The sequence below is a fragment of the Aeromonas sp. s1(2024) genome (genome assembly GCF_040908005.1).
Lineage (GTDB): Bacteria > Pseudomonadota > Gammaproteobacteria > Enterobacterales > Aeromonadaceae > Aeromonas > Aeromonas caviae.
On the sequence record NZ_JBFOCW010000082.1, the window covers coordinates 1 to 13,426 of the forward strand.

The window sequence follows — 13,426 nt, forward strand, 5'->3', positions numbered from 1 at the left end:
AAGCTAACCGAATGCGGAGCGGTAGTTCAGTCGGTTAGAATACCGGCCTGTCACGCCGGGGGTCGCGGGTTCGAGTCCCGTCCGCTCCGCCACTACTTAAAAAGCCCAGTCTAACGACTGGGCTTTTTTTCGTTTCCGATACCGCACTCCTTTTCCCTCTCATCAACACCGCTATCATCCGATCATCGCCCCTGAGAGAGGTTGCCGCTATAATGGCCGCCCTCAAGCAAGGTGGTGGTATGAAAGCAGAGTATCTACAGCGATTCGGGGGCATTGCCCGTCTTTATGGCCAGCGTGCCCTTGGCTCTTTCAGCCAGGCGAAAGTCTGCGTGGTCGGGATCGGTGGCGTCGGCTCCTGGGCGGCCGAGGCGCTGGCTCGGGCCGGCATCAACCAGATCACCCTGATCGACATGGATGATATCTGCATCACCAACACCAATCGCCAGATCCATGCCATGCAGGGCACCGTCGGCCGTCTCAAGACGGAGGTGATGGCCGAGCGTATCCGTGCCATCAACCCGGATTGCGAGGTGATCGAGGTGGATGACTTCGTCACCGCCGACAACCTGGGCGAGCATATCAAGCGGGAGTTTGACTATGTGGTGGATGCCATCGACTCGGTCAAGGCCAAGGTGGCGCTGATTGCCTTCTGCAAGCGCAACAAGATCCCGGTGATCGTGGCGGGCGGTGCCGGCGGGCAGATGGACCCGACCCAGATCACCGTGGCCGACCTGGCCAAGACCATTCAGGATCCGCTGGCCGCCAAGGTGCGCTCCGACCTGCGCCGACTGCACAACTTCAGCAAGAATCCGGCGCGCAAATTCGGGGTGGAGTGTGTCTTCTCAACCGAGCAGCTGAGTTATCCGGATGGCAATGGCGGCACCTGCCAGGCCAAGGCGGCCAGCGACGGCAATATGAAGATGGATTGCGCCTCCGGCTTCGGTGCCGTGACGCCGGTGACGGCCACCTTTGGCTTGGTCGCGGCTTCCCGGGTATTGAAGAAGATTGCAGAGCGGGGAGCCCGTGCCGAGAAAGAGGCCGGGAATGAAGACACAGGGTCGATTGGCGCAGCCTGATCGACCACTGGACAAGGCTGGTTAGACGGCCAGCCCCCGGATTGCCAACACGATAGCTCTGAGCCCGTTGCCCCGCGACGGGCTCAAGTGTTTCTCCAGCCCCAGTTCGGTGAAATAGTCCTCCATGTCGAAGGAGTGGATCGTCGCTGCGGGTTGGTGGTTGAGTGCGGCCAGCACGATGACAATCAGACCGCGCACGATGCGGGCATCGGAATCGCAAGCAAAGTGCCAGTTACCATCCTCACCTTTCTCCCCTTTCAACCAAGCCTGGCTCTCACACCCCTTGAGGCGAAATGCCTCCTGCTGCCATTCGCCGGGCAGTGCAGGCAGCAGTTTGCCGAGCTGTATGATGAGGCGGTACTGGTTCTCCCAGCCGTTCGCCGCCGCAAACTGCTGGCGGATGGTATCGGCATCGGGCTCAAGGCCGATCCGGGTATAGGTTGCGAGGCTGTTCATTGGATTGTCTGCCTTAGAAGAAGTCACTGAGTTTGTGCAGGGCGGCCAGCAGGGCGTCCACATCGTCCCGATTGTTGTAGCAGGCCAGCGAGGCACGCATCGTGCCGCCGATACCGAGCGATTCCATCAGCGGCATGGCGCAGTGATGGCCGACCCGCAGGGCTATGCCCTGCATGTCGAGCAGGGTGGCGGCGTCCTGCGGGTGGATATCCTCCAGCAGGAAGGAGACGGCGCCGGCGCGCTGACCGGGTTCGCCGACCAGACGCAGCCCTGGCACCTGTTGCAGTCCGGCAATCAGATAGTCGGTCAGCGCTGCTTCATGGCTGGCCAGTGAGTCCCTGTCCTGCTCCATCACAAAGCCGATGGCTGCGGCCAGGCCGATGGCGCCGGCAATATGAGGAGTACCAGCTTCAAACTTGAAGGGCAGGGTGTTGAAGGTAGTGCCGCTGAAGCTGACCTTGTCTATCATCTCGCCGCCGGCCTGCCAGGGGGGCATCCGCTCCAATAGCTCAGTGCGGCCCCACAGCACGCCGATGCCGGTCGGGCCATAGAGCTTGTGGCCGGAGAAGGCGTAGAAGTCGCAGCCGATGGCCTGCACATCTACCTCTAAGTGAGCCACTGCCTGGGCACCGTCGATGAGGGTCAGGGCACCGACTGCCTTGGCCGCTGCCACCATCTCTTTGACTGGATTGACGGTGCCAAGGGCATTGGAGACGTGAGCCACGCTCACCAGTCGGGTACGTGGTCCCAGCAGGGCCAGATAGGCAGCGATGTCGAGATCGCCCCGCTCATCGAGGGGGATGACCCGGACGACGGCACCGGTACGCTGGGCGACCAGCTGCCAGGGGACGATATTGGCGTGATGCTCCAGGGTGCTGAGCACGATTTCATCCCCCGCCCTCAGCTCGCTCATCCCCCAGCTCTGGGCCACCAGATTGATCGCCTCCGTGGTGCCACGGGTCCATATCACTTCGTGGCTGCGAGGGGCATTGATAAAGCGGGCAACCGTCTCGCGGGCATCTTCGAAGGCGCGTGTGGCCCGGCCGCTCAGGGCATGGGCGGCGCGGTGCACGTTGGCATTGTCGGCCCGATAGTAGTGATTGATCGCATCCAGCACGGCTTGCGGTTTCTGGGTGGTGGCGGCGTTGTCCAGATAGACCAGAGGGTGGCCGTTGACCTCTTGCGCCAACGCCGGAAACTGGCCGCGCAGCCGGGCGTGCTGTTGCTGATTCATGCTCCCCTCATCTCGTCTGGAAAAGTCGGTCATGATCCGGAAAATGGCGGGCAAACACAAGATGAAGTGGCGGGATCCCGTGCCCGGTTTCGGCTGCCTGCGGGATCTCTGCTACAATGCCGCCCCTCATCATAAGCCAAGAGATCCGGCCCATGAAGCTCAACCCCAATCAGAATGAAGCGGTCAAGTATGTCTCCGGCCCTTGCCTGGTGCTGGCGGGTGCCGGATCGGGCAAGACCCGCGTCATCACCAACAAGATTGCCTATCTGGTACAGCAGTGCGGCTACAACGCACGCAACATAGCGGCGGTCACCTTTACCAACAAGGCGGCGCGGGAGATGAAGGAGCGGGTCGGTCAGACCCTGGGTCGCAAGGAGGCGCGGGGGCTGATGGTCTCCACCTTCCACACTCTGGGGCTCGAGATCATCCGCCGCGAGCACAAGAGCCTGAACCTCAAGGCCAACTTTTCCCTGTTCGACGACACCGATCAGCTGGCGCTGCTCAAGGAGCTGACCGAGGCGGAGCTCGACAACGACAAGGACAAGCTCTCGGCCCTCATCAGCCAGATCTCCAACTGGAAGAACGACCTCATCCTGCCGGCCCGGGCCATGCGTATCGCCCGCGGGCCTGAAGAAGTGCTGATGGCCCAGCTCTACGAGCGTTACCACCGCCAGATGGTGGCTTACAACGCGCTGGATTTTGACGACCTCATCGTAATGCCGACCCTGCTGCTCAAGAGCAACCAGGAGGTGCGCGAGCGCTGGCAGAACAAGATCCGCTACCTGCTGGTCGATGAATACCAGGACACCAATACCAGCCAGTACGAACTGGTGAAGCAGATCGTCGGCGAGCGGGCCCGTTTTACCGTGGTGGGGGATGACGACCAGTCCATCTACTCCTGGCGTGGGGCCAAGCCGCAGAATCTGGTGCTGCTGAACGAAGATTTCCCCAATCTGCGGCTCATCAAGCTGGAGCAAAACTACCGCTCCAAGCGGCGCATCCTCAAGTGCGCCAACATCCTGATCGCCAACAACCCCCACGTCTATGACAAGGCGCTCTTCTCCGAGCTGGACGAGGGGGTGAAGCTCAAGGTGCTGTTTGCCAAGAACGAGGAGCACGAGGCGGAGCGTATCGCCGCCGAGCTGATGGGCCACAAGTTCATGAACCGCACCCGGTTCAAGGATTACGCCATCCTCTATCGGGGCAACCATCAGTCGCGCATTTTCGAGAAGGCGCTGATGACCAACCGCATACCCTACCGTATCTCGGGCGGTACCTCATTTTTCTCCCGCACCGAGATCAAGGACATCATGGCCTACCTCAAGCTGCTGGTTAACCCGGATGAGGACACCGCCTTCCTGCGGGTGGTCAATCTGCCGCGCCGCGAGATAGGCCCCACCACCCTCGAAAAACTGGGCCAGTACGCCAACCAGCGTGGCAAGAGCCTGTTTGCCGCCAGTTTCGAGCTGGGGCTGGAGCAACACCTCTCCGGACGCGGTTTATCCGCCCTGCAGGCCTTCACCAACTGGCTGGTACGGCTCGGCGATCAGGCGCTGCGCGGCAATCCGGTGGAGGCGGTGCGGGACATGATCAAGGAGATCCACTACGAGGAGTGGCTCTACGAGACCTCCCCCAGTCCGAAGGCGGCGGAGATGCGGATGCAAAACGTCTCCACCCTTTATCGCTGGATCAGCGAGATGCTGGAGGGGGATGAGCTGGAGGAGTCGATGACGCTTGCTCAGGTGGTGACTCGCCTCACCCTGCGGGACATGATGGAGCGTAACGAAGGGGAGGATGAGGCGGATCAGGTGCAGCTGATGACATTGCACGCCTCCAAGGGGTTGGAGTTTCCCTATGTCTACATGGTGGGCATGGAGGAGGGGCTGCTGCCCCACCAGACCAGCATCGACGAGGACAACGTGGAGGAGGAGCGACGCCTCGCCTACGTGGGGATCACCCGGGCCCAGACCGAGCTGACCTTTACCCTCTGCAAGGAGCGTCGCCAGTTTGGCGAGTCGGTGCGGCCGGAGCCGAGCCGCTTCCTGCTGGAGCTGCCCCAGGATGACCTGGAGTGGGAAAACCAGAAGAAGGTGACGGCCGAGGAGCGCCAGCAGAAGGGGCAGGTTGGTGTCGCCAACCTGCGGGCCCTGTTCAAGAAGGATTGAGGTCGGAAGGCTTGGTCTCTCGAGAAGCCTGACCCAGCAGAGGGGGAATATCGGCTCCCGGCAGCGGGGGCGAGATATGGCGCCCTTGCCCGAGGGCGCAGCCAAGCTCGATGAGCTTTTGCAACTGCTGCTGATTTTCGATCCCCTCGACCACCAGGGTGAAGTCGAGGTCCTGGCAGATGTCCCGCATGGCACGGATAAGCGCCAGATCCTTGGGGGAGTTCAACATGCGATGGGTGAAGCTGTCGTCCACCTTGATGTAATCCACCGGGAAGTGAAACAGGGCGTTGAGGGAAGAGAAGCCGGTGCCGAAGTCATCCAGGCTGACCTGGATCCCTTTCGCCCTCAGTTCATGCAAGGCAGTGAGGGAGTCGGCACTCTGCCGGGAGAGCTCGCGTTCGTTGAACTCAAAGATGAAACATGCGGGGATGACACCCTCCTCCTCCATGATGGTGAGCAGTTGCATGATCTGCTCGTGGCTGGCCAGGTGCTTGCCGGAGAGGTTGATGGCTATCCTGAAACGACCGACCCCGGAGGCGGGTTGCCAAAGCTTCAGTTGCTGGCAGGTGCGCTTGAGGATCTGGCGGTCCAGATCCTGAATGAGGCCGCACTGTTCCGCCAGAGGAATGAAGTCGAATGCATCCTTGAGCTCCCCTTCCTCCGTTATCCAGCGCGCCATCACCTCCAGTCCGACCAGGCGGCTGTCACACAGCCTGATCACTGGCTGGAAGTAGGGCACAATCCGCCCTTCCCGCAAGGCTCTGAAGAGCCGCTCTTCCGGTGACCCCGCCTGTTCGGTACAGGCCTCCGAATACATGACGATGCGGCTGCGGCCGTTGCGCTTGGCCTGGTACATGGCGAGGTCTGCCTGGTGCAGCAGTTCACTGACATCGGCCGTTTGCTCCGTCACGCTGGCGACCCCCAGACTGACGGTGATGGTCAGTTCGTTGCCCTGGAGCCGGAACGGATGGCCGATACGGCCAATCAGGCGATTGAGCACGGGGCTGATGTCCTCTTCCCGCTGGCTGTTGTCCAGATAGATGACGAATTCGTCCCCTCCGAGCCTCGCCACCATGTCATTTTGCCGGATGCAGCCTTGCAGCCTGCTGCCCAGCTCCTGCAGCAACTGATCGCCGGCACTGTGGCCCAGGGCGTCATTGACCTGCTTGAAGTGATCCACATCGACGAAAATCAGGGTGAAGCCGGCTGTCTGGTAACGGCGGTAGCGGGTCATGGCATGATGCAGGTGATTCATCAGCAGCGCCCGGTTTGGCAGCTGGGTCAGCGGGTCGTGCAGGGCATTGAACTGGAGCCGCCGCTCCAGCTCCTGATGATGCTTGAGCCGTTTCTGCAACCTCAAGTTGGTTTGGCGCAGCTGTTGGAGTCGCTGGTTGATGGACTCCTCCGAGTTGAGCTCATCGAGTTGCTGTCGCACCCTTTTGAGCTCCAGCAACAGGGTCAGCTGATGGCGCAGGAAATCGAGGAACAGCCTGTCATCGGTTTCCAGAGGCCGGGTCATGTTGAGGATGAGGTGGGCAAAGTATTGCTGCTGCTGGCGCAGGGGCAGGCTGTACCAGTAAAGTCCCTCTTCATGGCGCTCTACGCTGTTGGTGCTGTGGCACATGGCCCGAATGATGTCATCGTCGTATGTCAGGTGTGGTGGATAGAGTCGCTCCAGTCGCTGGTTTTCCAGCCGGATCAGCAACATGTCGCTTACCGAGAGCATCTGGCGCAACACAGCTTCCAACTGGGCAAACAGGGCATGCTGAGGCAGGTTGTGAGCCAGGCGCATGACTCGGCCGATCTTCTCGATTTTCTCCTGCCACTGGGGATCCCGCTGCATGAGAGGGGAAGCCTGCCCCGCCAGCTGGGTACCGGTCTGGGTTTCGTGCAGGCGTTTGGCCAGGCACTCCAACAGCAACCTCAGGGTGGGTGCCTGATCCGGGGTGCTGCGTGCCAGCAACCACTGCACGTCGATATGCTCCACAGGCTGCACGCACCAGCCCTGACCTTCATCGAGCCGGGTGAGCTGTTCGGTGAGGCGAGGTTCTTCCCGTCCCAATTGTTGCTTGAACACGTCGGGAAGCTGATAGGTGTAGCGCCAGTTCAGCCCCCCGTCGGCCAACCCCAGCATGGCGAAATGTTGCAGAGGGCAGAGTGTGTCCAGCAGACCGACCAGTCGGGCGTAATCCTCGGGGGAGGCAATGCCGGGGGCGGGAAAATCCATGATGGAGGAGACGACCGCCAGCAAGGAGTGCGAGTCTGGCGGTGTGGTGGGCTGAACTGACATGCAACACTCCCGAAAAAACTTACCTTCAAGCGTAGTCGGAAGTGATGGGATTGAAAGGGCTGCAAGAGGAGCCCTTTCAATTACTTAGAGCTTGTCGATCATGTAGTGAATGGCGTTCTCGATCTCTTCGTCACTGCAGGTGGCGCAGGTCCCCCGCGGTGGCATCATGCCAGCCTTGCCGGTGAAGCCTTCGATGGCGTGTTTGCGCAAGGTGTCGAATCCCTGGGCGATGCGTGGCTCCCAGGCGGTCTTGTCACCTCGCTTGGGGGCGCCGGCGGCACCGGTATCATGGCAGGCGAAGCAGGCACCCTTGAACACGGTCTCGCCGTCACGGGGGCCGGAGGAGGCTGCCGCAGGCGCGGCCGCGGCGGTCGCAATACCTTCCAGATCCTTGGCGGTATAAACCTGGCCAACCGGGGCAATACGCTCGGCGATGGCCTCTGTCGACATGTCATCGGCGGCAAGGACGGCGCCGGACAGAGTGGCGGCCGCCATCCCGGCAGCCAGCAAATAGCTCAGTTTTTTCAACACGCTCATGTACTCCCAGCAGGCTCTTATTATCCCCAGAAAACGACGGGATTATAACCGAATAGTTACAGCCATTTAAACGCTTGTGTGTGAAGTGTTAAGCAATCTGCAAACAAAGTGGCAGAGCGGGAAGGGGTGATCCCACATAAAAAAACCCGGCATGCGCCGGGTTTCGTGAGGCTGAACAAAAGAGGGCGCGCTGATTGCCAAGGCGCCCCTCGCGCGTCGTCAATCCCAGTTCAGGATCACCTTGCCGGACTTGCCCGAGCCCATGGCTTCGAAGCCCTGCTGGAAGTCATCGATATGGAAATGGTGGGTGATGATGGGGCTGAGATCCAGGCCAGACTGGATGAGGCTTGCCATCTTGTACCAGGTTTCGAACATTTCGCGGCCGTAGATCCCCTTGATGAAGAGTCCCTTGAAGATCACCTTGCCCCAGTCGATGGCCATGGTGGAGGGAGGAATGCCGAGCATGGCGATTTTGCCGCCGTGGTTCATCTTGTCGATCATGTCCTGGAAGGCGCTGGGCACCCCGGACATCTCCAGCCCCACATCGAACCCTTCGGTCATGCCGAGATCTTCCATGACATCGGAGAGCTTCTCCTTGGCCACGTTGACGGCACGGGTGGCGCCCATCTTGCGGGCCAGTTCCAGCCGGTATTCGTTGACGTCGGTGATCACCACGTGACGGGCGCCAACGTGACGGCAGACGGCAGCGGCCATGATGCCGATGGGGCCTGCGCCGGTGATGAGCACGTCTTCACCCACCAGGTCGAAGGAGAGGGCGGTGTGCACGGCATTGCCGAACGGATCGAAGATGGCGGCCAGCTCATCGGGGATGTTGTCCGGCAGCTTGAAGGCGTTGAAGGCCGGGATCACCAGGTATTCGGCGAAGGAACCCGGGCGGTTCACACCCACACCAATGGTGTTGCGGCACAGGTGGGTGCGACCGGCACGGCAGTTGCGGCAGTGGCCGCAGGTGATATGGCCTTCGCCGGAGACGCGATCGCCGATGGCGAAGCCGCGCACTTCCTGGCCGACGGCGACCACCTCTCCCACATACTCATGCCCCACCACCATGGGGACGGGAATGGTCTTCTGGGCCCACTCGTCCCAGTTGTAGATGTGCATGTCGGTGCCGCAGATGGCGGTCTTGCGGATCTTGATGAGCAGATCGTTGTGGCCGAGCTCGGGAGCCGGGACATCAGTCATCCAGATGCCGACTTCGGATTTGAGTTTGGAGAGTGCTTTCATGACAGATTCCTCACGGCGCCATGCCGGGTACAGAGGGTAATAAAATGGGGCCCAACCTTGGCCCCCGTTTTAATCAGCCAGCCATGTGATCAAATCACACCGAGCTCGCGACCGATGCGAATGAAGGCATCGATCGCCTTGTCCAGTTGCTCCCGGGTATGGGCGGCGGACATCTGGGTCCGGATGCGCGCCTGACCCTTGGGTACCACGGGGAAGGAGAAGCCCACCACGTAGATACCGGCGTCCAGCATGCGGCTCGCCATCTCGGCGGCCAGTTTGGCATCCCCCAGCATGACCGGAATGATGGCGTGATCGGCACCGGCCAGGGTAAAGCCGGCGGCGCTCATGCGCTCGCGGAAGTAGGCACTGTTCTCCTTGAGGCGGGCACGCAGGTCGTGACCCTCGGCCAGCATGTCGATCACCTTGATGGTGGCCGAGACGATGGAGGGTGCCAGGGAGTTGGAGAAGAGGTAGGGACGGGAGCGCTGACGCAACCAGTCGATCACCTCTTTCTTGCCGGAGGTGTAGCCACCGGACGCGCCACCCAGCGCCTTGCCCAGGGTACCGGTGATGATGTCGACCCGTTCCATCACCTCGCAGTATTCGTGGGTGCCGCGGCCGTTCTCACCGATGAAGCCGACGGCGTGGGAGTCATCCACCATCACCAGCGCATCGTACTTGTCGGCCAGATCGCAGATGGATTTGAGGTCGGCGATGACGCCATCCATGGAGAAGACGCCGTCGGTGGCGATCAGCTTGAAGCGGGCGCCGTCGGCATCGGCCTGCTTGAGCTGGGCTTCCAGTTCGGCCATGTCGTTGTTGGCGTAGCGATAGCGCCTGGCCTTGCACAACCGCACCCCATCGATGATGGAGGCATGGTTGAGGGCGTCGGAGATGATGGCGTCTTCGGCACCGAAAAGGGTCTCGAACAGACCGCCGTTGGCGTCGAAGCAGGAGGAGTAGAGGATGCTGTCTTCGGTGCCGAGGAAGGCGGACAGCTTCTGCTCCAGCGCCTTGTGCTGGTCCTGGGTACCGCAGATGAAGCGCACGGAGGCCATGCCGAAGCCGTGGCTCTCGAGCCCCTGATGGGCGGCGGCAATCAGGTCGGGGTGGTTGGCCAACCCCAGGTAGTTGTTGGCACAGAAGTTCAGTACCTGCTCGCCGCCCACCGCAATCTGGGCCTGCTGGGCCGAGGTGATGATGCGCTCCTGCTTGTATAGCCCTTCCGCCTTGACCTGTTCGAGCTGTTCGGTCAGGTGACGATAGAATCCGTTAGACATCCTCGGTCCTCATTGCTGTATCGACTGTGTTATCAGGATCCCGGGCCGTGCAACCCGCACGGTTCGGCGTCGTCACGGTCGCGACGAAACGCCGACAGACCCTAGAATGGGCAACATTTTACTGTAATCCCTGCGTATAAATTCAAATTTTTATGCTGATAATCAACAATTGTGAAACAGATCTCACCCGGCTGGTTGGGCCAGTTGGTGATAATGTTGCTCCAGTTGATGTATCTGGGGGGCCACCTGTGGCTGCACGTAGGGGCGCAGCAAAAACAGCACCCGCAAGACCCCTTGGTAGAGCAGGGGTTTGGTGATGCGGGTGGCCGGGGCCTGGGCGATCTGGAACGGGATCCAGCAGGTGACGACCATCTTGATGGTCTGGCCGAGTTCCGGCAGGTCTTCATCGCTGACGGCGATGATGCCGCCTTCGCGCAGGCTTCTGAGCAGCGTCTCCACGGTGGCACGGAGCTGCTCCTGTGCCTTGAGGTATTTCTGCTGCAGCAGCTCGTCGCGACTCAGGATGTCCGGCAGATTCGCGTAGAAGAAGCGGAACTGCCACATCAAATAGAAGATGGCATCCAGGTAGCCCATCAGATCCTCCAGCCGGATCTCGCTGCTGCGGATCGGAGTGAAGCTGTCGCTCAGGTGGCGGGCGTACTGATCGAAGATGGAGTGGATGATGTCTTCTTTGTTTCTGAAGTGGTAGTAAAGGTTGCCCGGGCTGATGCCAAGGTGTGCGGCAATGTGGTTGGTGGTGATGTTGCGCTCGCCCTGATCGTTGAACAGCTCGGTGGCGCTGTGGATGATCCTGTCTCTGGTCTTCATCGCTGCTCCCTCTGCCGGGCCCGAAGGGGAAAAGTCATCGAGGTCGAATCCCCTTGCGGCCCGTGATAAACTTTTCGGCAATTTCAAATTGGCCCACTATACACAGCTTTAACAGGCAGTCACACGGGGCCACAACGTACGCGAGGCAAACTCCATGATCGTAGTAACTGGCGGTGCTGGCTTTATCGGTAGCAATCTGGTCAAGCAGCTGAACGCTCAAGGACGGACCGATATCGTGGTCATCGATGACCTGACCGACGGCACCAAGTTCGTCAACCTGGTCGACCTCACCATCGCCGACTACATGGACAAGGACGAGTTCCAGGCGCGGATCGTCTCCGGTGACGAATTCGAGGAGTGGGATGACGGCATCGAGGTGATCTTCCACGAAGGCGCCTGCTCCGCGACCACCGAGTGGAACGGCAAGTTCATCATGGAGGTCAACTACGAGTACTCCAAGGATCTGTTCCACTACTGCATCGAACGGGAAATCCCCTTCATCTACGCCTCTTCCGCCGCGACCTATGGCGGGCGCAACGACAACTTCATCGAAGATCCCAGGTTCGAGCAGCCCCTCAACGTCTACGGCTACTCCAAGCAGCTGTTCGATCAGTACGTGCGTCGCTGGATGCCGGAGATCAACTCTCAGGTGGTGGGTCTCAAGTACTTCAACGTCTATGGTCCCCGCGAGCAGCACAAGGGCTCCATGGCGTCCGTGGCCTTCCACCTCAATACCCAGGTGAAGCAGGGTGACAATCCCAAGCTGTTCGAGGGCTGTGACGGCTTCCCGGATGGCGGCCAGATGCGCGACTTCATCTACGTGGACGACGTCTGCAAGGTGAACCTCTGGTTCTGGCAGAATCCGCAGCACTCCGGCATCTTCAACTGCGGCACCGGCCGGGCTGAACCGTTCCAGAACGTGGCGGAAGCCGTGATCAGGCATCACCAGAAAGGCGCCATCGAATACATCCCCTTCCCGGATCACCTCAAGGGTCGCTACCAGAGCTTCACACAGGCGGATCTCACCAAGTTGCGCGGCGTCGGCTATGACGGCGAGTTCAAGACTGTGGCCGAAGGCGTGGCCGATTACATGGCCTGGTTGAACCGATGAACGCTCCGGCAAATGTGGTTGCGCCGGGTAGTGTATTGCAGATCTGCCTTTCTCAGGGTTGGGGGGGGTTGGAGATGTACCCTATCCGGGTCGGCAAGGGGCTGGTAGAGCGAGGTTGGCGTGTGTTCGGGTTGGCACTGGCAGGTAGTCGAGTTGCCTCAGATATGAAGGCCGCTGGTTTTGAGGTGTTTGAGGCGGCATCACGCAATCAGGCCATCTTGCGCCTGCCTGCGCTGCTGCGCTGGATGAAGCAAAGCGGCATCCAGATCGTGCACTGCCACAAGTCCAGCGATCTGCTGTTGGCCGCATTACTTGGCACTATTTCCTCGTTTCGCCTCATTTTCACCGAGCATATGGGCTCAAAACGACCTAAGAAGGATCCGTTGCATCGCTGGATCTACGGCAAGGTCGATAGGGTGCTCTCCATCAGCGACGAGACACTGAGGCGCAATCGCGCCGCCTTGCCGCTCCCCGCAGAGCGTATTCAGCGGCTGTGGCTGGGCACCGAGTTGACCTCTTGCGAGGAAGAGCCAGCCCTTATTCGCGGTGAGCTGGGTATTCCCACTGGCCCGCTGATCGGGATGGTCGGCCGTTTCAGTCCCGGCAAGGGGCAGCGTGAGCTGCTTGAGGCCTTTGCCCTGCTGCGTACCGAATTCCCCGACCTTCAACTGCTGCTGGTGGGGGGGACGCTTGCCACCGAGGGGGCTGATGAGCCCTTCGTCACTGAGCTGGAGTGCGACATTACCCAGCGGCAACTCGGTGGTGTCGTGCATTTTTCCGGCTTCCGGCGAGATACCGCCCGTATGTTGCAGGCGATGGATGTGGTGGTGATCCCTTCTCATAACGAGGCATTTGGCCTCACCGTGATCGAGGCGATGGCCGCCGGTAAACCGATCGTCGGGGCCACTACCGGTGCCGTGCCAGAGGTGCTTGGTGGTGTGGGTTTATTGGCCGAGCCATTGCAACCGCAAGTTATCGCTGCGCAGATCAAGGTACTGCTGCGAGATCCTGAATTAAGTGAGCGCCTGGGGAAATTGGCTCGCGAGCGGGCCGAGCAAAAATTTGATATGTCCCTGCATCTGGATTTGTTGATTGATATATACCAAGGGTTATCTTGATGTTGTTTGCCGATATACCAAAGAGAGCCTTCTGCTTTTCTAAATCACAAATATATACCTCACTTATCTCTATGTGGTGGTCACAA

At 60.3% G+C, this 13,426-nt stretch carries 11 protein-coding genes and 1 tRNA gene; 5 read left to right on the plus strand and 7 right to left on the minus strand.

Going from position 1 to position 13,426, the window contains the following annotated elements:
• The first annotated feature begins 15 nt into the window (after positions 1-15).
• Positions 16-92, plus strand: a tRNA-Asp gene (locus AB5Y70_RS19175).
• A 147-nt stretch (positions 93-239) separates the two neighbouring features.
• A complete protein-coding gene (tcdA, locus tag AB5Y70_RS19180) occupies positions 240-1,076 on the plus strand; it encodes a tRNA cyclic N6-threonylcarbamoyladenosine(37) synthase TcdA (protein ID WP_049636414.1) in 837 nt (278 codons plus the stop codon).
• A gap of 21 nt (positions 1,077-1,097) precedes the next feature.
• Here the strand turns inward: tcdA and AB5Y70_RS19185 are convergent, their stop codons facing one another.
• On the minus strand, positions 1,098-1,532 hold the full coding sequence (locus AB5Y70_RS19185) for a SufE family protein (protein ID WP_049636415.1): 435 nt from the start codon (positions 1,530-1,532) through the stop codon (positions 1,098-1,100).
• Between the two features lie 13 nt (positions 1,533-1,545).
• On the minus strand, positions 1,546-2,766 hold the full coding sequence (locus tag AB5Y70_RS19190; protein WP_049636416.1) for an aminotransferase class V-fold PLP-dependent enzyme: 1,221 nt from the start codon (positions 2,764-2,766) through the stop codon (positions 1,546-1,548).
• A gap of 152 nt (positions 2,767-2,918) precedes the next feature.
• On the opposite strand from AB5Y70_RS19190, the gene rep reads away from it, so the two are divergent.
• Positions 2,919-4,931, plus strand: coding sequence for a DNA helicase Rep (gene rep / locus AB5Y70_RS19195; protein ID WP_043155654.1), 2,013 nt, complete (start codon positions 2,919-2,921; stop codon positions 4,929-4,931).
• On the opposite strand, the gene AB5Y70_RS19200 is transcribed toward rep, so the two are convergent.
• From AB5Y70_RS19200 to AB5Y70_RS19220, 5 genes are all read right to left on the minus strand, one after another.
• Positions 4,918-7,221 (minus strand): bifunctional diguanylate cyclase/phosphodiesterase, encoded by a 2,304-nt coding sequence (locus tag AB5Y70_RS19200; protein ID WP_052814996.1) that lies wholly within the window; start codon positions 7,219-7,221, stop codon positions 4,918-4,920. The two genes, rep and AB5Y70_RS19200, sit on opposite strands and share 14 nt — an antisense overlap.
• Positions 7,222-7,305: 84 nt before the next feature.
• A complete protein-coding gene (locus tag AB5Y70_RS19205; RefSeq protein WP_164882974.1) occupies positions 7,306-7,758 on the minus strand; it encodes a cytochrome c5 family protein in 453 nt (150 codons plus the stop codon).
• A 219-nt stretch (positions 7,759-7,977) separates the two neighbouring features.
• Positions 7,978-9,003: an L-threonine 3-dehydrogenase gene (tdh, locus tag AB5Y70_RS19210; RefSeq protein WP_010672427.1), complete on the minus strand. Its 1,026-nt coding sequence runs from the start codon at positions 9,001-9,003 to the stop codon at positions 7,978-7,980.
• A gap of 89 nt (positions 9,004-9,092) precedes the next feature.
• A complete protein-coding gene (locus AB5Y70_RS19215) occupies positions 9,093-10,283 on the minus strand; it encodes a glycine C-acetyltransferase (RefSeq protein WP_049636419.1) in 1,191 nt (396 codons plus the stop codon).
• 183 nt (positions 10,284-10,466) lie between these two features.
• Positions 10,467-11,111, minus strand: coding sequence for a TetR/AcrR family transcriptional regulator (locus AB5Y70_RS19220; protein ID WP_102948993.1), 645 nt, complete (start codon positions 11,109-11,111; stop codon positions 10,467-10,469).
• A 154-nt stretch (positions 11,112-11,265) separates the two neighbouring features.
• On the opposite strand from AB5Y70_RS19220, the gene rfaD reads away from it, so the two are divergent.
• Both rfaD and AB5Y70_RS19230 read left to right on the plus strand, forming a co-directional pair.
• Positions 11,266-12,222 carry an ADP-glyceromanno-heptose 6-epimerase gene (gene rfaD, locus AB5Y70_RS19225; RefSeq protein WP_010672430.1) on the plus strand — a complete coding sequence of 319 codons (957 nt, stop codon included), beginning with the start codon at positions 11,266-11,268 and terminating at the stop codon, positions 12,220-12,222.
• Positions 12,219-13,340 (plus strand): glycosyltransferase family 4 protein, encoded by a 1,122-nt coding sequence (locus tag AB5Y70_RS19230; RefSeq protein ID WP_081250410.1) that lies wholly within the window; start codon positions 12,219-12,221, stop codon positions 13,338-13,340. Before rfaD ends, AB5Y70_RS19230 begins: the two co-directional genes overlap by 4 nt.
• Positions 13,341-13,426: the final 86 nt, after the last annotated feature.